22 protein-coding genes are annotated in these 20,564 nt (G+C 42.4%); 14 read left to right on the top strand and 8 right to left on the bottom strand.

Going from position 1 to position 20,564, the window contains the following annotated elements; genetic code table 11:
* The first annotated feature begins 35 nt into the window (after nucleotides 1-35).
* From MJ761_RS03865 to MJ761_RS03840, 6 genes are all read left to right on the top strand, one after another.
* Entirely contained in the window at nucleotides 36-716 is a 681-nt protein-coding gene (locus MJ761_RS03865) for a phage baseplate assembly protein V (protein ID WP_093090227.1), read from the top strand.
* Nucleotides 717-793: 77 nt separating this feature from the next.
* Nucleotides 794-1,144 carry a phage GP46 family protein gene (locus MJ761_RS03860; RefSeq protein WP_093090228.1) on the top strand — a complete coding sequence of 117 codons (351 nt, stop codon included), beginning with the start codon at nucleotides 794-796 and terminating at the stop codon, nucleotides 1,142-1,144.
* Between the two features lie 24 nt (nucleotides 1,145-1,168).
* A complete protein-coding gene (locus MJ761_RS03855; protein WP_093090230.1) occupies nucleotides 1,169-2,221 on the top strand; it encodes a baseplate J/gp47 family protein in 1,053 nt (350 codons plus the stop codon).
* Complete coding sequence (locus MJ761_RS03850; RefSeq protein WP_093090232.1) at nucleotides 2,218-2,784, top strand: YmfQ family protein; 567 nt, start codon at nucleotides 2,218-2,220, stop codon at nucleotides 2,782-2,784. Before MJ761_RS03855 ends, MJ761_RS03850 begins: the two co-directional genes overlap by 4 nt.
* Nucleotides 2,785-2,786: 2 nt before the next feature.
* Nucleotides 2,787-3,653: a hypothetical protein gene (locus MJ761_RS03845; protein ID WP_093090234.1), complete on the top strand. Its 867-nt coding sequence runs from the start codon at nucleotides 2,787-2,789 to the stop codon at nucleotides 3,651-3,653.
* Nucleotide 3,654: 1 nt separating this feature from the next.
* Nucleotides 3,655-4,098: a hypothetical protein gene (locus MJ761_RS03840; protein ID WP_093090236.1), complete on the top strand. Its 444-nt coding sequence runs from the start codon at nucleotides 3,655-3,657 to the stop codon at nucleotides 4,096-4,098.
* Between the two features lie 538 nt (nucleotides 4,099-4,636).
* Here MJ761_RS03840 and MJ761_RS03835 read toward each other — a convergent pair.
* The gene (locus tag MJ761_RS03835) at nucleotides 4,637-5,956 is read right to left on the bottom strand and encodes an N-acetylmuramoyl-L-alanine amidase (protein WP_093090238.1); all 1,320 of its coding nucleotides are present in this window, start codon (nucleotides 5,954-5,956) and stop codon (nucleotides 4,637-4,639) included.
* A 3-nt stretch (nucleotides 5,957-5,959) separates the two neighbouring features.
* The gene (gene tsaE / locus MJ761_RS03830) at nucleotides 5,960-6,430 is read right to left on the bottom strand and encodes a tRNA (adenosine(37)-N6)-threonylcarbamoyltransferase complex ATPase subunit type 1 TsaE (RefSeq protein ID WP_093090240.1); all 471 of its coding nucleotides are present in this window, start codon (nucleotides 6,428-6,430) and stop codon (nucleotides 5,960-5,962) included.
* A gap of 234 nt (nucleotides 6,431-6,664) precedes the next feature.
* Between tsaE and murI the strand changes: the two genes are divergently transcribed.
* From murI to upp, 6 genes are all read left to right on the top strand, one after another.
* Entirely contained in the window at nucleotides 6,665-7,474 is an 810-nt protein-coding gene (gene murI / locus MJ761_RS03825) for a glutamate racemase (RefSeq protein ID WP_093090244.1), read from the top strand.
* A gap of 30 nt (nucleotides 7,475-7,504) precedes the next feature.
* The gene (gene purN / locus MJ761_RS03820; RefSeq protein ID WP_093090246.1) at nucleotides 7,505-8,137 is read left to right on the top strand and encodes a phosphoribosylglycinamide formyltransferase; all 633 of its coding nucleotides are present in this window, start codon (nucleotides 7,505-7,507) and stop codon (nucleotides 8,135-8,137) included.
* A 17-nt stretch (nucleotides 8,138-8,154) separates the two neighbouring features.
* Nucleotides 8,155-8,832 carry a hypothetical protein gene (locus MJ761_RS03815; RefSeq protein WP_093090248.1) on the top strand — a complete coding sequence of 226 codons (678 nt, stop codon included), beginning with the start codon at nucleotides 8,155-8,157 and terminating at the stop codon, nucleotides 8,830-8,832.
* A gap of 9 nt (nucleotides 8,833-8,841) precedes the next feature.
* Nucleotides 8,842-10,104 (top strand): RsmB/NOP family class I SAM-dependent RNA methyltransferase, encoded by a 1,263-nt coding sequence (locus MJ761_RS03810; protein ID WP_093090808.1) that lies wholly within the window; start codon nucleotides 8,842-8,844, stop codon nucleotides 10,102-10,104.
* 18 nt (nucleotides 10,105-10,122) lie between these two features.
* Nucleotides 10,123-10,434, top strand: coding sequence for a Grx4 family monothiol glutaredoxin (grxD, locus tag MJ761_RS03805; RefSeq protein WP_093090251.1), 312 nt, complete (start codon nucleotides 10,123-10,125; stop codon nucleotides 10,432-10,434).
* 73 nt (nucleotides 10,435-10,507) lie between these two features.
* A complete protein-coding gene (upp, locus tag MJ761_RS03800; protein WP_093090253.1) occupies nucleotides 10,508-11,140 on the top strand; it encodes a uracil phosphoribosyltransferase in 633 nt (210 codons plus the stop codon).
* Nucleotides 11,141-11,439: 299 nt separating this feature from the next.
* On the opposite strand, the gene MJ761_RS03795 is transcribed toward upp, so the two are convergent.
* The 6 genes from MJ761_RS03795 to arsC all read right to left on the bottom strand — a co-directional run bounded on the left by MJ761_RS03795 (nucleotide 11,440) and on the right by arsC (nucleotide 16,940).
* Complete coding sequence (locus MJ761_RS03795; protein WP_093090255.1) at nucleotides 11,440-12,831, bottom strand: ATP-binding protein; 1,392 nt, start codon at nucleotides 12,829-12,831, stop codon at nucleotides 11,440-11,442.
* Nucleotides 12,807-13,469: a response regulator gene (locus MJ761_RS03790; protein ID WP_093090257.1), complete on the bottom strand. Its 663-nt coding sequence runs from the start codon at nucleotides 13,467-13,469 to the stop codon at nucleotides 12,807-12,809. Before MJ761_RS03790 ends, MJ761_RS03795 begins: the two co-directional genes overlap by 25 nt.
* A 131-nt stretch (nucleotides 13,470-13,600) precedes the next feature.
* The gene (locus MJ761_RS03785) at nucleotides 13,601-13,870 is read right to left on the bottom strand and encodes a hypothetical protein (protein WP_037407623.1); all 270 of its coding nucleotides are present in this window, start codon (nucleotides 13,868-13,870) and stop codon (nucleotides 13,601-13,603) included.
* A gap of 492 nt (nucleotides 13,871-14,362) precedes the next feature.
* A complete protein-coding gene (hemL, locus tag MJ761_RS03780; protein ID WP_093090259.1) occupies nucleotides 14,363-15,652 on the bottom strand; it encodes a glutamate-1-semialdehyde 2,1-aminomutase in 1,290 nt (429 codons plus the stop codon).
* A 274-nt stretch (nucleotides 15,653-15,926) separates the two neighbouring features.
* The gene (locus MJ761_RS03775) at nucleotides 15,927-16,583 is read right to left on the bottom strand and encodes a YdcF family protein (protein ID WP_093090261.1); all 657 of its coding nucleotides are present in this window, start codon (nucleotides 16,581-16,583) and stop codon (nucleotides 15,927-15,929) included.
* The gene (arsC, locus tag MJ761_RS03770) at nucleotides 16,584-16,940 is read right to left on the bottom strand and encodes an arsenate reductase (glutaredoxin) (protein WP_093090263.1); all 357 of its coding nucleotides are present in this window, start codon (nucleotides 16,938-16,940) and stop codon (nucleotides 16,584-16,586) included. It abuts the gene before it with no gap.
* A gap of 269 nt (nucleotides 16,941-17,209) precedes the next feature.
* Here arsC and MJ761_RS03765 point away from each other — a divergent pair, with 269 nt between their 5' ends.
* The gene (locus tag MJ761_RS03765) at nucleotides 17,210-17,728 is read left to right on the top strand and encodes a TlpA disulfide reductase family protein (RefSeq protein ID WP_093090265.1); all 519 of its coding nucleotides are present in this window, start codon (nucleotides 17,210-17,212) and stop codon (nucleotides 17,726-17,728) included.
* A 1,438-nt stretch (nucleotides 17,729-19,166) separates the two neighbouring features.
* Entirely contained in the window at nucleotides 19,167-20,564 is a 1,398-nt protein-coding gene (locus MJ761_RS03760; RefSeq protein ID WP_176715012.1) for an FAD-binding oxidoreductase, read from the top strand.

The raw sequence follows: 20,564 nt of genomic DNA, 5'->3' as shown, positions 1-20,564 counted from the left end.
TAATTACAATATATTTTAATTAATTGGAGAGTCAGATGAGTTATGTTGCGAAGTTGGTAAATAAAACCAGAACGACAATTAATAATACTACCAGCTCAGTCCGGCAGGCTTTCCGTGGCAGGTTGACACGGGTAAACGCCTCTCAGCCGATTCAATCTGCTCAGATAGCCGCTCTGGCCGATGAATTTCTACAGGATGTTGAGCAGATACAGCAATTTGGTTTCACCAGCAATCCGCCCGTAGGTTCGGAAGCTATTGTTTTGCCATTAAGTGGTCAGACTAGTCATGGAATTATTATTGCCACTGAACACGGTGAATATCGTATTAAAGCACTGGCAGCCGGTGAAGTAGCTGTTTATAACCAATCTGGTGCTTCGATTACCTTAAAAAATGGCAAACTGATTGAAATTGATTGTGAAACTTTAAATATAAAAGCACCGTCAGGAGTAAAAATCGAGGCTGCAGCTGGTATTAATATCGATGCTCAGTCTGGCGTAAATATCAGTGCTCAAAATGTTAATTGTTCACAGGAAATCACAGCTGCAGGCCAAATTAATGGTAATGGCGGCATGAATATTAAAGGCGGGCAGGGGGCGATATTTTCAGGCAATATTGTTCAGACTAATGGCAGCTATACCACTGTTGGCGATGTTAAAGCCAAAGGCATCAGTCTGGCAGACCATGATCACAGTGTCAGCGTAGGCAAGCCTGTTTGATAGCTGTTGAAGTACTTCAGTTTCAGATAAATATTGTTATTTTTATAAACTACAGAAATAACACAACGGGATAGTTTATGGACAGAGAAATTGATACCAGAACAGGTGATTATACCGGACAAATCATAAATCATTTACAAAACGCAGTTTATTTGCGTCTGATAACACCGCTGGGTAGCTATTGGGCGGATAAAAAGCTGGGTTCACTGTTGTATACGCTTGAGCGGGAAAAAGATTTGCAATCAGTTAGTTTGCTAGCCAAACAGTATGCGCAACAAGCGTTACAGCCAATTATTGATGATGGGCGTGCGGCAGATATTTCTGTTGCCACCATGCAAGCACATAATGGCATGCTGAATCTGAATATACAGGTAACGCAATTAACTGGAGAAAAATTTATATTTGAATGTCCGGTTAAAGTAATTTAAAAAATAATTAAATGGATTTTGAAAATGCATAATATTCCAACATTTGAGGAAATACGTCAGGCTATTTTGCGTGATATGGTTTCATTAAATCCCGAAGCTGATATTTCTTCAGATAGTGATAATTTTATCCGGGCGAGCAGTCTGGCCAGTTGTGCCACAGGACAATATGCCCATCAGGCATGGATATTAAGACAATTTTTTCCAGATACTGCAGATACAGAATTTTTAGAAAGGCATTGTAATCTGCGTGGCATACGCCGCAAGAATGCTACTTCAGCCAATGGAACAGCCATTGCGCATGGTATTGAAGGATCATTAATAAAAGCAAAACTACAAATTAAATGTGGTGAGTATTTATATGCGGTTCAGCAAGAGGCTGTAATCGGTAAGGAGGGTACTGCTGTTTTATCCATACAGGCGGATGAAGCTGGTTCTGCATCAAATCAGCATAATAAAGCAGCACAATTTATGGCTGCACCGATAGGCGTATCCAGTGATGTCGAAATCGTACATACAACCGGTGGCACTGATGTTGAAAGCGATACTTCGTTATTGAACCGTTTGCTGGATTTATTGCGTCGCCCACCTGCCGGAGGCAATAAATATGATTATCGGGCTTGGGCATTGAGTGTGGACGGTGTTACCAGCGCATATGTATACCCATTACGCCGTGGGCTTGGAACGGTAGATATTGTTATTACCAGCAATAATAATTTACCCAGTGATGAGATAGTCAGCAAAGTACAGGCTTACATTGATTCAGTGCGTCCGGTAACTGCTAAAAACAGCTTTGTTATTAAACCAGATGTCACCAGAGTTGATATTAAAGTAAAGGTGCGTTTGTCCGATGGGAACCTTGAAAGGGCGACAGCGGACATCAGACAGGCCTTGCAGGAGCATTTCAGTGCCTTAAAGCCTGGTGATAGCGTGATTGCATCTCAATTGGAAGCCGTAATCAGTGACGTATCTGGCGTTATTGACCGCAAAATGATTCAGCCGGCAGCTAATCTGACGGCTGAGATAAAAGAGAAAATTGAATGGTTTATGCTGGGTACGGTGGATGTGAGTATGCTATGAGTTATGTTAATACCTTATTGGGATTATTACCAGCCGTTGCATACAACCGCACGGCACCGGCAGTAAGAAATGCCGCCATAATTGATGGCAACTGTCTGGATGAAATACAGAATGCAGCCCGTCGTAAACTGGGCGTTATTGACCCACGCGCTTCGGGAAATTATATCGCCCGCTGGGAGGAGCTACTCAATCTGGATAGCTCCGGTAAAAATGGCCAGCAAAGAATACTGGCAGTGATCACTAAAATTAATGAAACCGGTGGCTTGAGTATTCCTTATTTTATGCAGATGGCTGCCTCAATTGGCTACGACATCACCATAACAGAACCACAGCCATTCCGCGCTGGTGTTAACCGCGCAGGTGATAGGTTAGCGCGTGAAGATATTATGTGGGTGTGGTGGGTAAACATCAGGAATGCTGATAGTCGCGCAACCCGCTTTCGTTCCGGAATGTCAACAGCCGGCGACAGATTGACAGCATATGGTGATGTAATTATTGAAAGTGTATTAAAAGAGCTGAAACCAGCATTTACTGATATACGATTTACTTATAAGGACAAATAAAAATGTATCCAATTGATACGCAAGATGGACTGTTCCATGATGGTAACGGTATAAATGAACTGGGCACTGTATTGCCAGCCAGCTGGCTGAATCAGGTACAGGCTGAATTAATTGCCATTCTGGCCGCAGCTGGCATCAAGCCGGAAAAGGCCACACAGAATCAGGTAATAACAGCAATCAAAATGTTAATAGCATCAAGTACGCCAGCAGCCGCAACTGCCGATGTTGCCGGCGTAACCAAGATAATTGATACGCTGAATTCTAATGACAAACTTTCAGCATTATCTGCACGACAGGGTAAAGCACTGAATGACAGCAAGTTGGATAAGGGTGGTAATGCGGTTACTGCATCTAAATTATACAAGCCATGCAAAATTGGTGGGATGAGTTTTGATGGGACTAGCGATATCGATTTACCAGGGGTGAACAGACCTGGGAATCAGAATACAACAGGCAATGCGAATTCTGCAAATTATGCAAACGTATTAAGACATTCTCGTCAATTTGTTTTAAACGGCGATGTAACAGGTAATTGCTGGTTTAACGGAGATGGGAATGCAGTTATTCATGTACGTCAAGTTCATTCATTAGGCTTCAATCAGGATTGGGTGAATGTAACACCATGGCGGGCATATGGCACTGTCTACACCAATCAGACAGCTTCACCTATTGCAGTGGCCATTAGTTTTTATCAAACAAACGAAAGAAGAGCTGAGCTTGCTGTTAATGGTGTACTGTTGGGTGAAGTCAATACAAGTAATCAAGACTCACAGCGTAAAGCTTTATATGGCATCATACCGCCCGGTCATGGGTATTATCTAAATGGCAATATGGATATTAGAGCGTGGTCAGAACTAAGAAGAGGTTAAGATGAAATATTATTTTAATAACAAAGATGGTCGAGTATATGCATTTGATACGGTTGAGCTGGCCAATGAATGGATTAAGCAATCATCAGGTGGGCAAGAAGCATTCAGGGTAATGACAGATGATGAAATAGACCGGCATCTTCATCCTGAAAATTATATGACGGATACAGAAAAGCTAGCATTGAGGCGTAAAGATGCTGCTTACCTAGAGCGCCATCAATTTTTAACAATGACAGAGCTTTCACTGGAAAAAAATAAAGATGCATTGATCGAAGCTGTTACAGTAAATTTTAAAGGTAAATCATTAGTCAAGCTACGCAATTACATACTCGAAAGCCCATCATTCAGTTTAGATTTTGAAGAGTTATGGCTGCTTTTAACTACTATCTTAAAAATTGAGCATGACAAATTGTTCCGCATGTGGGAAGAAGCGCGGGAATATTAGCAGTAGTTTGAGTGTAAAAAAAAGCGCCAGTAATTTTACTGGCGCGGTATCGCGGTATAAAGGAATGAACCAAATGGGACATAATTTTTGATAAAGGAAATAAGTCTAGCAGCCTTTTGTTAGTCTTAATTTCTGAGTAGCAATTAATCTTTATATTTTTATCTGCGAATTACCGATTGCAGGCTGAGATACATTCTGCAATCGGTATTCAATATTTCTGTCTTGAGTTCAATGTTAGATTATTTTCAATCTACTTCAATTATTAAGCTGTAATTTGTGTTGCAGCTTAAATCAATAATATTTAATTTCTCGGAGCACCAAAGTGCGATAAATTAAATTATCATTTAATAAAAACGCCATTTTGTACTGTAATAAAAATACTAACGATTTTCAGTCAGTCCTGTTATTGAATATCGAAAAGGAAGTTTAATAGTTATCGCAAAATTGATTTTCTGGCTGTAAAAGTGTCATTTCATTTGCCATTTATACCAGAACTGCTGTATTGATTAATGGATAAGGAATAAATGATTCATTGCTATCAACGACGTGCAAGTACTGCCGTCGATAAATAATCTTTAATACCGCTGGCAATGGAAGTGGCCATTTTCTGGCGGAAATCACTACTTGATAATAATCGTTCTTCAATCGGATTGGAAATAAAAGCGGTTTCAACCAGTATGGATGGGACATCCGGTGCTTTCAGAACGGCGAAATTAGCCTGATCGACACTGCCTTTATGCAGATTATTAATTTTACTTAATTGATTTAAAACATCTCTGCCTAGTTTCAGGCTATCGTTAATGGTTGCTGTCTGGGTAAGGTCAAACAGAGTGTTGTTGACATTTTTATCGGTAGAGTAACTTACGCCGCCAATTGAATCGGCCGCGTTCTGGGTCTGTGCCAGATATTTGGCTGCTGCACTGGTGGCACCTTTGGGATTAAGGGCATATACGCCTGTACCTTTGGCCGATGGATTGGTAAATGCATCAGCATGGATGGAAACGAATACATCGGCTCTGAGTTTACGTGCTTTGGCTACCCGAACGCCAAGCGGTATAAATATATCTTCGTTCCGAGTCATGTAAGTTTTGTAGCCATAGGAGTCCAGTATTTTTTTTACTTCACGTCCAATAGCCAGTACTACATCTTTTTCATGCAGGCCGGATGGACCTGTGGCACCGGGGTCTTCACCGCCATGTCCCGGATCAATCATGATAACTGGCTGGCGGCTGAGTTTATTTGGCATACCTGATATCGGTGGCCGGTTAGTGACAGGTGGTTTGTTTTCAGGTGTTTTTTGTACAGGAGGCGTGGATGCGGTGGCCTGTGGGCGGGTGGTGCCGTCGCTGTTGACTTTGCCGTGGCTATAGTCTTGTAAGAGTGCCATTAATGGGTCGTTTTTTTCCTCTTCCATGGCTACTGTGGCGGTGGGGTATAAGTCCACTACCAGACGGTTTTTGAAATTGGCTACCGGAGCAAGTGAAAATACCTGCGGATTAACGGTAGTTTTTAAATCCATCACGATACGTATGGTTTCAGGATTGAATTGCCCGATGCGGATACTGGCAATATACGGATCCATTGGGATGACTTTGCTGCTCAGTTGGCGCAAAGCTTGATTGGTGACTGAGCCTTGAATGTCAATAACTAATCTGTCGGGATTTTTTAGCTGAAAATATTTAAACTGAATTGGTGTTGTGGATTCTAAAGTCATTCTGGTATAGGCTGTGGCCGGCCAGATACGCGAAGCCACGATGTCTGCGCCAGCATTGGCGGCGCGCGCAAACGGGGTAAGGCTGATTAATAGTGTGCCGGTAGAAGCAATTAATAATTTTCGGCGGCTGATATGGTTAGGCATGGTTTATTCTGTAATCTTATCTAGTATGTGTGTGCCATTGGCTGTAGTGGCACTGATCTGGATTGTGCGGCTACTGCCATGAAAAGTGATATTCAGTATTATGTCAGCCGGCGGCGCTAGGTCTCCACCCAGTTGCGGCCATTCAATCAGGATAATGCTATCTGAGTTGATGAGTTCATCCAGTCCTGCATCCAGCCATTCTTCAGGGCTTTGAAAGCGGTATAAGTCAAAATGATGTAGCTGAAATCCGTTAAAAGGATAGGTTTCAACTATATTGTATGTGGGACTTTTAACTGCACCATGATAGCCTAGGGCATTTAGTAAGCCACGGGTAAAGGTTGTTTTCCCCGCGCCTAAATCACCTACTAACCAGATGATTAAAGGCGGGCTGATATACTGGGCAAAAAGAGCACCCAGATTCAGGGTATCATTTTCGCTGGCCAGAACTAGTTCACGGATTTGAGATGCAGACATGGTATGTTTAATTAACAAAACGGGTTTATTATGCGATAAAGTTTGTAAGAGTGAAAGTAGTAAAGTTGTGCCGGCAGGCCAATTGATCTGGCAAAAGCCGCTTTTAAGCCTGTACGGCCGGATTTGTACTATGAGTATAATTTTGGGTCAATGTTATAATTGCGATGATGACTGGCCTGTTATTGATTCGGTGCGCGGTGTGCTGAATTGTCATGGCTACAGATGAAGAGACAAATGACTGCAATACAACAACGCCCAATAGGTGTATTTGATTCCGGAGTTGGTGGCCTGACTGTAGTAAGGGCTTTGATGGAACGGCTGCCTAATGAAAATATTATTTATTTTGGAGATACGGCACGGGTTCCGTATGGGGTGAAGTCCAGACATACGATTGAGGTTTATACTGAGCAGATTGTGTCGTTTCTGCTGGAACATGATGTTAAGGCTCTGGTTGTGGCCTGTAATACCATAGCAGCGGTGGCACGGGATAAGATACGGCAGCTGGCAGGCGGTATGCCGGTATTAGATGTGATTTCTGCTGGAGCTAAGGCTGCACTGGAAACAACACGAAATAATCACATTGGTGTGATTGCTACCAGTACTACGGTCAATAGCAATGCTTATGCGCGGGCGATTCACAAACAGAATGCACAAACCCGCGTATTTTCACAAGCCTGTCCATTGCTGGTGCCGCTGGTAGAAGAAGGCTGGCTGGATCATGAGGTGACACGATTAACAGCTAGAGAATATTTAAAGCCTATTCTGGCGGAAGATGTGGATACTCTGGTCTTGGGCTGTACTCATTACCCGTTACTCAAATCTTTAATTCGGCAGGAAGCACCACAATTGAAACTTGTTGATTCGGCTATTACGACGGCAGAAGTAACGGCACTGGCATTGAAACAGCAGCAGCTTGTTAATCCGGATCATTCGGGGGCGCAATATCGTTTCTATGTGAGTGATATTCCTCTGCGCTTTCAGACAATCGGGGAGCGGTTTCTGGGACGTAGTCTTGAGCAGTTGGAAATGGTGTCTTTGGGCTAGGCTTTTGTTGACTGATGGAAGATAAGCAGTATGAAAAGAATTGTGATTCTGATTTCAGGGCGTGGCAGTAATATGCAGGCTGTGGTGCAGGCAAATATTGCGCAGGCAGAAGTGGTGGCGGTAATCAGTAATCGGGCTGATGCAGCCGGTTTACAATGGGCGGCACAGCGTGGTCTGGCAACTGAGGCAATCTGCCATCAGGATTACGTTGGTCGTGAAGCGTTTGATGCTGCTCTTATGGCGCGAATTGATGCCTATCAGCCGGATCTGGTGTTGCTTGCAGGTTTTATGCGTATTTTAACCCCTGAATTCTGCGAACATTATGCCGGCAGGCTGATTAATATTCATCCGTCTTTATTGCCGGCATTCCCCGGACTGCATACGCATCAGCGGGCACTGGACAGTGGCTGTAGGGTGGCTGGATGTACTATTCATTTTGTGACGGCTCAATTGGATTGCGGCCCGATTATTGCTCAGGGGGTTGTACCTGTTGTGAATGGTGATACAGCCGATACTCTGGCACAACGGGTTTTGTGCGTTGAGCATGAATTATTGCCTCAGGTAGTGGCTGATTTTGTTGCTGGCAATCTGGTTGTAGAGGGTAATCGAGTAAATAATCTGTCTTTAGTCAATGAGAATGGTTCGGTCTGTCTGAAAAATTAGTATGCTATGAGAGAAGTATGAAAATAAAATTTTCGCCGGGTGTGTTGCTGACATGGATAAGTTTACTGTTATTACCGGTAGTAGTACGGGCAGCCGATTTGCCACAACAGGCACAATTACAGTTTGTAGACAGTTATGGTTTGCCGGTAAGTATGGATTTTGTACAGAAAGGTAACCAGTACCGGATTAATACTCAAATTAATGTGATTTTTTACCAAATGCAGTTTGTTTCTGCGGGCACGGTAAACGGTTCTGGTCTGAATCCGCTTTCCTATGTGGATAGCCGCTTTGGTAAGCCTTATGCACAGGCGCACTTTACTGAGCAGGGGGTTGATTATGGCAAGATTTCTGAGGCTGGTAAGCATATGGTGGTAAACGGGCCGGTATACGATATGTTTGCACTGGGCTGGCAATTGGGCTTTAATCACGGAAATTTGCCCGCAAATACCTATTTGACTAATGGTAAAAAAGTTTATCCGCTGGATACGGTTCGTAGCCTCGGCAATACTCAGCTGGTGATTAATGGCCAGCAAATCGATATCAGCCAGTACAGTATCAGTCGTGGTGATTATGTGGTGGAATATGCTTTTGCACCGCAGTTTGGGAATGTTCCGGTACGGATTAGCTATATGGATAATGGTAAGGTTTATACCTTGCAGCTGAAAGGCGGCCAGATTGATGGGAAGGCTATTTAAGTAATTATGATAAATGCACAACAACTTGATTTGACAGCTGCTGCTCTGGCTCAGGTGTTAACGTTCAGACAGCCGGCAGATGTTGTGTTGTCGGCTTTCTTCCGGCGCCAGCGCAAGCTGGGTGTGCGTGACCGGCAGGAAATTGCAGAAACCGTATTTGCGACCATTCGTCACTTGCAGAAAATCCAGAAGATGTTGCAAAGACCGCATAACAAACCGCGTCGTGCAGCTTTGGCGGCACTGGTTTTAGGACGCGGTTTAAGTATTCATGCTGTAGAAAGTCTGTGTGATGCTGAAGAGAAGCAGTGGCTGGTTGAATTAAAGGAGCATAAATCTGATTTTGCTGCTACGCTGGCAACTGCTGCCGAGCTGCCTGAATGGATGACTGACTGTTTGCAGCAGCAGGGCTGGGATGAGAATCAGATTATTGCTTTTGGTCGCAGTGTGATGCAGGCAGCACCGCTGGATGTGCGGGTCAATACTTTGAAAGGTAAGCGTGATAAGATTCTGGCTGTGTTGCAGGCAGAAGGCTTGCGCGCAGAAGCTACTCCTTATTCACCTTGGGGAATCCGGTTGTATGATAAGCCGGCATTAAACCGACATCCGCTGTTTCTGGACGGTGTGCTGGAAGTACAAGATGAGGGCAGTCAGTTGCTGGCACTGTTAACAGGTGTAAAACGCGGGCAGATTGCTGTTGACTTCTGTGCGGGTGCAGGCGGTAAAACGCTGGCAATGGGCGCGATGATGGCTGGCTGTGGACGCCTGTATGCGTTGGATGTGGCGGAAAAACGTCTGGCTAATCTGAAGCCGCGGATGGTACGTGCAGGTTTGACTAATATTCATCCGCAGCGCATAGATAATGAGCACGATGCCCGTATTGCTCGTTTAAAAGGTAAAGCGGATTGTGTGCTGGTAGATGCGCCTTGTTCCGGGCTAGGTACTTTGCGCCGCAATCCTGATTTAAAATATCGCCAGAGTGGTGACAATGTTGAGGCATTGCAGCAGCAACAGCGGTCGATTTTGCAGGCAGCTTCTGCGTTGGTACGCTCGGGTGGCAGACTGATATATGCCACATGTAGTATTCTGGAGGCTGAAAATCAGCAGCAATTAAATGATTTTCTGGCCGCCAACACAGGCTGGCATATTGAACCGGTACATACTTTGCTAAAGAGTCATGCTTTGCCAGCTATGCAGGGTGATTATTTGCAGTTGAATACCAGTGAACATCATACAGACGGCTTTTTTGCTGCTGTGCTAACACGCATTAAGTAAATGAAATAAGGAATGTACATGAGTACTCAGGAAAGAATTAAAGCGCTTGTAACCGATCATCCGGTTGTATTGTTCATGAAAGGGACAAAACAGTTTCCACAGTGTGGTTTTTCATCTCGTGCTGTGCAGATTTTACAGGCAGCTGGCTTGAAAGATTTTTATACTGTTAATGTGCTTGAAGATGATGATATCCGTCAGGGTATCAAGGAATATGCAAACTGGCCAACCATTCCGCAGTTGTATGTAAAAGGTGAATTTGTCGGCGGTTCTGATATTATGCTGGAAATGTATGAAGCAGGTGAATTGCAGACTTTGCTGGCTTCTGTTTGACTAAATTTTATTCGGGACGTTTCCCGGTGGCTGTTTGGATTTAGGTGTTAAAGGAATTTTTTTGGAACAGGCGATGAATATTAATGTGATTGACCATCCGTTGGTGAAGCACAAACTGTCATTGATGCGGGAAGAGGATTGCAGTACTTATCGTTTCCGCACGTTGACAAAAGAGCTGGCGCGCTTAATGGCTTATGAGGCTAGTCGTGATTTTGATGTTGAGATTGTCAAAATGCAGGGCTGGTGTGGTGAGATTGATGCATTCCAGATTAAGGGCAAGACTGTTACTGTTGTGCCTATTCTGCGTGCCGGGCTTGGTATGTTGGATGGGGTGCTGGATTTAATTCCTACAGCTAAAATCAGCGTGGTAGGTTTACAGCGTGATGAAGAGACGCTGGAACCGGTACCTTATTTTGAAAAATTTGTCAGTCAGATGGATAAGCGTCCGGCGCTGATTATTGATCCTATGCTGGCAACCGGCGGTTCAATGATTGCCACCATTGACCTGCTTAAGAAAAAAGGCTGCAAAGATATTAAGGCACTGGTATTGGTTGCGGCTCCGGAAGGCGTCAAAGCTGTTAATGAAGCTCATCCCGATGTGACTATATATGCTGCAGCTTTAGATGACCATCTGGACGATAATGGTTATATTATCCCCGGGCTGGGTGATGCCGGTGACAAAATTTTCGGTACTAAACACTGGTAAGCTACAGACAGGTCTTTAAATTAATCTGTTGGTGAGCTGTAAGAAATATACCAATTTTAAAAACAGAATGCTCTGGGTGAGCGTTCTGTTTTTTTTATTTATCTTAAATGCGATCAATCAGGCATGTGTTATGTTGTGAACAAATCTTGTCTCAAATCTGATTGCCATTAGCGTTGTATATAACGACTTTGTATATTGTTTTGGCCACTTAATATTTATTTCTAAAGTGATGGTTATTATTGATACTATCGGCTTTTAATGTCTGTACACGTACATCAGCGGCAATGTGCTGGCTAAGTTTATTGATTATTAATACTGAATGTTAAACCAACGGCTAGTCCCGGCTGGTGCTCATTATTTTGCAGGCTCGAATCGGTGAGCTGAATGGTGATATGCCATTGTTCGCACAGGGTTTTAACGATGGCCAGTCCCAATCCGCTACCGCATTCGTTATTACCTAGAATGCGGTAAAACGGTTCGAATACGAGCTTTCGCTCAGCTTCCGAAATACCATGGCCATTGTCTTCTATCCATAGTGCTAACTGGTTATCTGTGGGTTGCTTGGTCTGAATACAGATCTGTCCGTGAGCGGGGGTGTATTTGATGGCATTGGCCAGAATATTCTTGAGAATGGTTTGTAAGTCATTACTGCTGATAGGCAGGTTGATATCTTCGTTAATGTCAACACTCAGAATTTGCTGTTTCTGTTCTGCCAGAGGTAATAATTCTGCAATCAGGTCGCGTAACAGCGGCATCAAGGCGGTACTGACATTATTTGGCATAAGGTGCTGCTGGAGCTGATGTTGCGCTCTGGCCATCGATAACAACTGGGTAAGCAGTTGCTTGGTGCGAGCTATACCGGCTTTGATTTGTCCGATAAGTTTGCGTTGCTCCTGAATGCTTAAATCTGGTTCGTCAAATCGGGCTATCTGTATGGTTAGTGCAGTGATAGGCGTACGTAATTCGTGTGCTGCATGACTGATAAATTTTTTGTCATGCTCTATGGCAGCCTGTAACTGGCTGAAAAGGCGGTTTAGTGCGGTGATAAAAGGACGGATTTCAGTGGGTACGTGTCTGGTATCCAGTGGAGATAGATCGTTGGCACTGCGGGCAGTTAATTCTGTACTCATTTCCTGTGTTGCCCGGAACAAACGGCGAATCCAGATGGCGGTAAACAGCCATAAGATGGGCATGAGGATAAGAAATGGCCAGACCACACTCAGCGCGCTATCTTTGGCGATATGATTACGGTAGGCTGTGCGTTGGGCTACAATTATGCGTTCGCGTTCACGGGTGAGAATGTAGACGCGCCAATGACGGGCTACGGTTGTAAAATTGTGAAAGCCATCATGTAATTGTTGCAAGTTCTTTACTGCGTTGTCATCACCCATCAGTATATTGAGATAGGGCGAGTCAAGAGTTTGTGCCAGTATGCGTGGTTTGGGCAGTGTTCTGGCGCTTTCGGGAAAGTTGAGGTCTTCCTGTGTATCTCTGCGCAGTATGGCACTGCGCGGGTCAAGTAAATGCGCAATCTGCTCTAATTGGGCATCCTGTAAATCCTGAGTTTCCCGAAAAGCAGTCTGGTAGGCAAGAATGTCGCCAATAATGGCGATAAAGGTTACCACAATGGTTAATACCAGTAATAAACGCCACTGTAGCGATGAGACTATCCGCGTCGATCCACTAGCCATCCCAGTCCTCGAACATTTTTAATGACGTTACTGCCGAGCTTTTTGCGAATTCCATGAATTACCACTTCAACGGCGTTGCTTTCCACTTCTTCATTCCAGCCATAAATTTTTTCTTCTAATTCCTGCCGTGACAATATGGTGCCCGGCTGTAGCAATAAACTGTAAAGCAGAGCATATTCCCGGGCGGACAGGCGGGTAACTAAACCATTGGCGCTCACTTCTCTGGTAGCCGGATTCAATGTGATAATACCATTGCTCAGTACTGGGCAGGCATGTCCGCTACGCCGGCGCAATAAAGCCCGAATACGAGCCAGTAATTCAGATGGTGCAAATGGTTTGATTACGTAGTCGTCGGCGCCACTGTCCAGACCATTAATGCGTTCTTCCACAGTATCTCGGGCAGTAATCAGGATAACAGGTAAATCACTGTTTTTGGCACGCAGGTGACGTAGTACACTCAGGCCGTCCTGTTTGGGTACGCCGATATCCAGCAGGGCGATATCGTAGATATCTGGCTGTAATGCACTTTCTGCTGCCAGACCGTCTGAAACACAATCGACAGCAAAACCGGCAACATGCAGCATATCGCTTAATGCCTCTGCAATCATTTTGTCGTCTTCAAGAAGTAGAATTCGCATGGGTTAACATTTTCCACATAGACTACCAATGAGCAGCCTGTCAGTAATCAGGCTGAGAGTTATCTATGATAACAAAAACCGCTTCAGGATTCCTGAAACGGTTTTTATTCAAACGTTAACCAGCTGGCTGATTAATTGGTTTCAGTAGTGGTAGTGGTTTGTTTGGTAGTGGTGCTGCTGGCAGCTGCTTTGTTAGCATGAGCTTTTTTAGCATGTACTTTTCTTACCTGTTTAACCTGAGTTTTCTTAGCAGCTGGTTTAACAACTTTAGCAGCAGGTTTAACAGAGGTGGTAGCAGTAGTAGTGTTGGTTGTAGTTGTTGCGGCAACAGGAGCGGCAAAAGAAGCAGCAGCAGTTAAACCGAAAATAGCGCTTACAACAGCAGTAGTGATTTTTTTCATGACAGATCTCCATTAAAAATTGGTTTAAGACAATAACCTTCTTGGTTCTTGTTAATGCACAGTATGGCGTTGAATACTTAGGCCAGACTTAGTAAATTATTTTTTATTGTTAAATAGTTGTAATTATATGTTAATAAAAAATTTATACGGTTAGGCTTCAATTAATTTTTATTGTTATCTTTTAGGATTTTGCTAGTAGCGGACTTTATGCTACTAAGTAAAAGATACTAAAAACACGGATACTAATTGGACAAAATAAAGACAAGCGCGCTACATAGCAAATATGTTGTAGATTACAATTTTTAAAAAGACAGGCAATAAAACATGGCTTTATCGTTTATAAATTCAACAATATAAAAAAATTTATTTGATATGCCTGAGCAGCAAAGGGTTAATTTGGATACAGGCCAAGTGGTAAAAGTAGGTTTGCTGAGCGGATAATAAAACCGGCGTATGCCTCAGATGGCGTATTCGCCGGTAATAATTTTAATGTCAGATGGTGCGTGCAATTTCGGTAAATGCTTCTGTAGCCAAACCAAGAGTATCGGCAATGATTTCGCTGTTATGTGCGGCAGAAACAAAACAGGCTTCATATGCAGATGGTGCAAATGCTACGCCACGTGAGAGCATGGCATGGAAAAACGCTTTAAACAATATTAGATTGCTGTTCTGCATATCTGTAAAACAATTTGGCAGATCTGGGGTAAAGTAAAAGCCAAACATGCCACCGATACTGCGACTACAGAATGGAATATTAGCCTGACGGGCGATGGCAGTCAGGCCATTACTGAGTTCTTGAGTATGTGTGTTGAGATTGGTGTAGAAGTCGGGGCGCTGTATGATTTCCAGTGTTTTCATTCCGGCAGCTACGCATACTGGATTGCCGGATAATGTACCAGCCTGATAAACTGCGCCTAATGGTGAAATACAAGCCATAATATCTGCGCGGCCACCGAAAGCAGCTACGGGCATGCCACCGCCAATGACTTTGCCAATTGTGGTCAAATCTGGCTTAATGCCATGAATAGACTGTGCACCGCCTAATGCAACGCGGAAACCGGTCATCACTTCATCGTAAATCAGAACACTGCCATGCTTTTCAGTCAGGGCACGCAAAGCCTGAACAAATTCTGTTGTAGCCGGAATCATGTTCATATTGCCAGCAATTGGTTCAACAATCACGCAGGCAATACTGTCGCCTTTGCTGGCAAAAGTCTGTTGCAAAGCCTCAACATCGTTATAAGGTAAAACCAGTGTATGACGGCTGAAATCTTCAGGTACACCGGCGGAACTGGGATGGCCAAAGGTTAGCAAGCCGGAACCGGCTTTAACTAGCAGGCTATCGGAATGACCATGATAACAGCCTTCGAATTTGATGATATTGTCGCGTCCGGTAAAACCTCTGGCCAGACGAATTGCGCTCATTGTGGCTTCAGTACCGGAGCTGACCAGACGGATTTGCTCTATGCTTGGCATAATATGGCGAATTTCTTCAGCTATGCGGATTTCATTTTCTGTAGGAGCACCGAAGGACAGGCCATTTTCGGTGGCATGGCAGACTGCTTCAACTACTTCTGGATGTGCATGCCCGACAATAGCCGGTCCCCATGAACCAACATAATCGATATAGCGGTTACAGTTTTCATCCCATACATACGCACCCTGTGCCTTGTTAATGAAGCGAGGAGTGCCACCTACGCTGCCAAAAGCGCGTACTGGAGAATTCACTCCGCCCGGAATGATGGTTTTTGCTTGTTCGAAAAGTTGCTGGTTTCGATCCATGATTTGATCCTATGCTATCGCGAATGATTGGATTTAAAAGTTTAATCATACTATCGATTGCCCGATAGGGTTAATGGTCTTGAGATTTTTTTAGCCGGAAAAATGAATATCGAAGGTCATTAGCAGACTATGCCTACCGTTATTTTTATAATATGTCATAAAAATAATAGTGAATAGATTCAGTATTGTGAAAGCTGCTATAACAGGCTTGAGTGTTTGGATGCTGTCGATAAGAATAATCAAATGCTATTAGCTGGTAAATTGGCAATAATTACTAAAATTTGCTGCGTAGCATATGAATAAATTGAGGGAAAAGCGCAAGATGTTTTATCCATTGATATACCATAAGGGTATAGCTTTCTTGTGCCAGAAAACGCAATTTGGACTGGGTGGCGCTATAACGGGTGGTAGGGGTAGGAGAAACCTGAGCATTCAAACCCAAATCATGTGCCATCAAGCTAGCGCGAGCCAGATGGTAGGGATCGCTGACAATGATAAAACTATCTAAATCATTATCATCGGCAACAGCTTTCGCATTAACTAAATTCTGCCAAGTATCGCGCGAATGGTTTTCATAAATAATATCATTGGCATCAACGCCATTGCGAATTGCATAACGCCGCCCGACTGCTGCTTCAGTCATAAAACCACTTTTGGGGCTGCCACCAGTGAACAGGATTTTTTTTACAATGCCTGTACGGTAAAGATGGATGGCATGATTGATGCGTTCACGAAAAACCGGAGAAGGGCGTTTATCCCATGCAGCTGCGCCAAGTACGATCGCAGCATCAGCCTCGCAAAGTACGCGCGGATGGCTGTACTGATAAACCGTAGCAACACTAATGATATAATTGGTGCCGACAAACAGACTGCCAGCAATAATAACGCTTCGCAAACAGCGCCAGAAACCAAGATGGGTATCAGCGGTCATTTACTTTTCAAGTAGTGCTTCAATATTGGTTAAAGGGCGACCTATCGCGGCGTGTTCGCCAATTACAGCTATTGGTCGTTCAATCAGTATCGGATGTGCTGCCATGGCAGCTATCAATGTATCTTCATCAGCTTCACACAAATTCAGTTGTGTAAATAGATTATCCTTGCTGCGCATCATTTCCCGTGCTGAACTAATTGCCAGTTTTTGTTTCAGTACGCGTATTTGCGACTCAGTTAATGGCTCCGTTAAGTAAGGAATGACTTTGGTATTAACATTGCGTACCTGAAGTAAAGACAATGCAGCTCGTGATTTGGAGCAGTTTGGATTGTGATAGAGTATGACGGTATTGGCCATGATTATCTCTGAACTTCTTTCTAAAGAAATGAAAAATCTGAATTGGAAGTGTGGACGAAACTTCAAATTTTGACAAGTATTATTAATTATTCTAAATGTTAAGCGGATTTTATATTTGATGATTGTTAATTATTTGATTTCAGTTACATATTTAAGCAGTTTGATACAGAAAAGATAGGGAAACGGCACCACGTATGACTGGCGCCCAGAAATTATATATCAAATGTTTTATAATTAAGGCTATTAGAATGTAATATTCGGGTAAGGAAATGTTTCAGTCTGCTGAGCTTTTAAAAAAAATATATTTATTTAGTTTGTTGTTTTTCGGTTGCATTCGCTTACAGGCAGCAGAGTTACAGAGCTGGCCTCAAGGTAAAGCTACAGTTTTACCAACGAATAATCCGATACTTGTTATCAATGTCTGGGCAACATGGTGTGCACCTTGCCGCAAAGAAATGCCCATGTTGTCGCGCTGGTATCAGCAGCAACTGCGTTCTGGTAAAGGAACGGTTGCTGTGGTGGGGGTAGCGCTGGATAGTGAAGCTAATTTACAACGCTTTACCCGTCAGGTATCTGTACGCTATCCACTGTTTCGGTATACCGGTACGGATAGCCGTGCCTGGATGAGGCGGTTAGGCAATGAGATTGGTGGTATACCATATACACAGGTGCAGGCATCTAAGTGCGGGTTTCGGCAATCGTTACTAGGTACACTTACCGAGGCTAAACTTAATCAGGCAATTGCAGCTGCGAAGCGACGATGTGCTGAACGTAAAGTGCGCTTATAAATTCTCTTGCAGATTTGGGTTATAAACGGTTGTTTGTTTAGCTGCTGAATCGATTAGCTTGGAAAAGTTTTTTTGTTATTCCTAACACTAAAACGTAATGATCATATTATTCAGATCTTTGGGTGTTTTAACTATTATTTTGAAATATTCTAAATTGTTTCAAATTTTATGAACTAGTCAATTATTCAGATAGACATCTGAAGTAGCTTTCTTCATCACAATTATTTGTAGAGTCAGCTTGATAGAAATATTCATAATAGATTGAACATGAATTTCGGTTGGTGAGTTTATAAACCGGTTATTGTGGAAACGATAAATATTTTGTATGGTCGTTATTTTATGGCTAGTATCTGAGCCTAGATATTCAATGCAATTTTTTGATTGCTAGCAGTACGTGTTTGTGGATTGAAAGTAATATCAGCACCGGACAATGGCAAGTTTATAAATTTATTCTTTTTGTTATCATATATATAATAAGCATATGTATTGTTTGAAAATAGCCAATCGGGTGATCCGCTTTTAAGTCTAGAAAAATCTTCTATATCATCAAAATTATAATCACCAGCGGAAATACTATTAAATAATTAAGTAAATTACCAGATAAGTTCATTTCTGAATTCAGCTTTATTGTCAAAAAGCTTGAGTTCTTTTATTTTATTTAAATGCTGATGATGTTTGTTATTTGTTCTGTCATTAGTCAAATAAGCTGTAAGGACTTTGTTGTTTATTTTTCATCATCTGAATCCAGCTTTATATTATTAGTTTTTAAATAATTGCACGAACCTGTTTTAGAGCAGTTGCTTTCACGGAAAAACCACTCGTTTTCTCTGTTAAAAAAGATCAAGTGCAACAGGTGGTGTATTATCACCGGATAGATAAAACGTTGCTATATTGAGATCTAAAGTATCATCTATATAAAGTTGTATTTTTTTATTATTAAATATTCCTTGATAAATATGAATGTTTGCTAATGAATAAAATGATATAGATATAAATATTAACAGCTGCAAGAATTTCATAATTATTGGTTTTATGTAAGTAATATATCTATTGAGCAATGGTATGCGCGATAATTCAATGCGAGCCACTTGAGTGCATTTATCATATTACAATATAAATCGTTTTTCTTCTGGTTGCACATTTAAGCGCTTTTCTATGTGGTACGGATTGTTGAAGATAGCTAATATTCGCAACCAGTGTTGCCAGACATGGCTTGCAGTTTACTGCTATCCTGCTGATTACCCACCTTTACTATTTAAATAGTGGTCTGGATTAGGCGGTAATCCGTTTATTGAGTCAAACGAAAGTAATCAAGGTTTTTGGATTGAATAAGGTATTTGATGCTCGTTAAATATTAATAATGTATATCTTTTATTGATTTGTTTGTACCAATAAAATTGCTAATTGCTGTTGGTTATAACAAATATATAACATGATAATGAAAAAAATAAATTTTTTGTTCTGCTGTCTGTGCCTGTTGCTATCGATAGAAACACAGGCGGTGATTGTCAATGATGTGACAGGTATGACGCCGGTACAGGTAGCTGCTGTTGTGCAACCGGAATCTACCCAACAGGTCGCCGAACTAATTAAACAAACTTCTGGTTCAATCAGTATCGCTGGAGGTAAGTACAGTATGGGTGGGCAAACAGCTATACAGGGTGCGCTCCAGATTGATACGCAAAAACTTAATCATGTGATTGCTTTTAATCCTGAACAAAAGCTTCTAACCATTGAAGCCGGTGCAAGCTGGCGTCAAGTACAAGAATTGATTGATCCTTATGGCTTATCAGTAAAAATCATGCAAAGCTATGCTGATTTCAGTATTGGTGGTTCATTAAGCGTTAATGTGCATGGCCGCTATTTTGGTGAAGGACCAATTATTCTGTCTGTGGAAGAGTTTAAAATTGTGCTTGCTGATGGCTCAGTAGTAGTAGCTAGTCCGAAAGAAAATCAGGATATATTTTATGGTGCTATTGGCGGTTATGGAGGCTTGGGTGTGATTACAGAAGTGATTTTGTGTCTTGCTGATAATGTTAAAGTTAAACGTGTTAATGAGGTTATGCCAATTTCAGAATACTACCGGTACTTTTCTCAGCATATTCGTTCGGATAAGACCGCAATATTTCACAATGCAATAATATACCCCCCTGATTTCAAAAAAGTCCGTTCGATTACATTTGAACAGACACAAGAACCAGTGACTATTGCCAGCAGATTACGACCGCTGGTTAAACCCACTCTCTGGCAAAAACAAAAACCGAAAATTATAGCTTCATCTGCTTTCGGCAAACAGTTGCGCAAATTGCATGATTATGTCAATTATGCCCGCCGACCAGTGATGTGGCGTAATTATGAAGCCAGTTTTAATGTAGCCAACTTAAAACCTATTGCTTATAAAAATAAAAGTTTTGTTCTGGAAGAGTTTTTTATACCGGTAGAGCGGTTTGATAATTTTTATCCGGAATTGATTGCTATTTTGAAAAAACATCGGGTTAATGTTATGAATATTTCTGTTCGTCATGCGAATCGGGACAGTGGTTCACTGCTGGCTTGGGCGAGAACTGAGGTATTTGCTTTTGTTATTTATTATCAGCAGTCTACTGATGAGCGCAGTAAAGAGCAAGTGGGAGTCTGGACTCGAGAATTAATCGATGCAGTACTAGCAAACGGTGGCAGTTATTTCTTGCCTTATCAATTACATGCAACTTCTGAGCAATTTCAGCAGGCATATCCGCAAGCAGCACAGTTTTTTAAGCTTAAGGCACGAATAGACCCGGAGAATAAATTCAGTAATATGTTGCTGGAGCGATATCGACCTGAAACAGTACAGTAG

The organism is Snodgrassella communis (assembly GCF_914768045.1).
Taxonomy (GTDB): Bacteria; Pseudomonadota; Gammaproteobacteria; order Burkholderiales; family Neisseriaceae; genus Snodgrassella; species Snodgrassella communis.
Note: the sequence above shows the minus strand (reverse complement) of the source record. Positions and strands in the feature narration are given on the sequence as shown.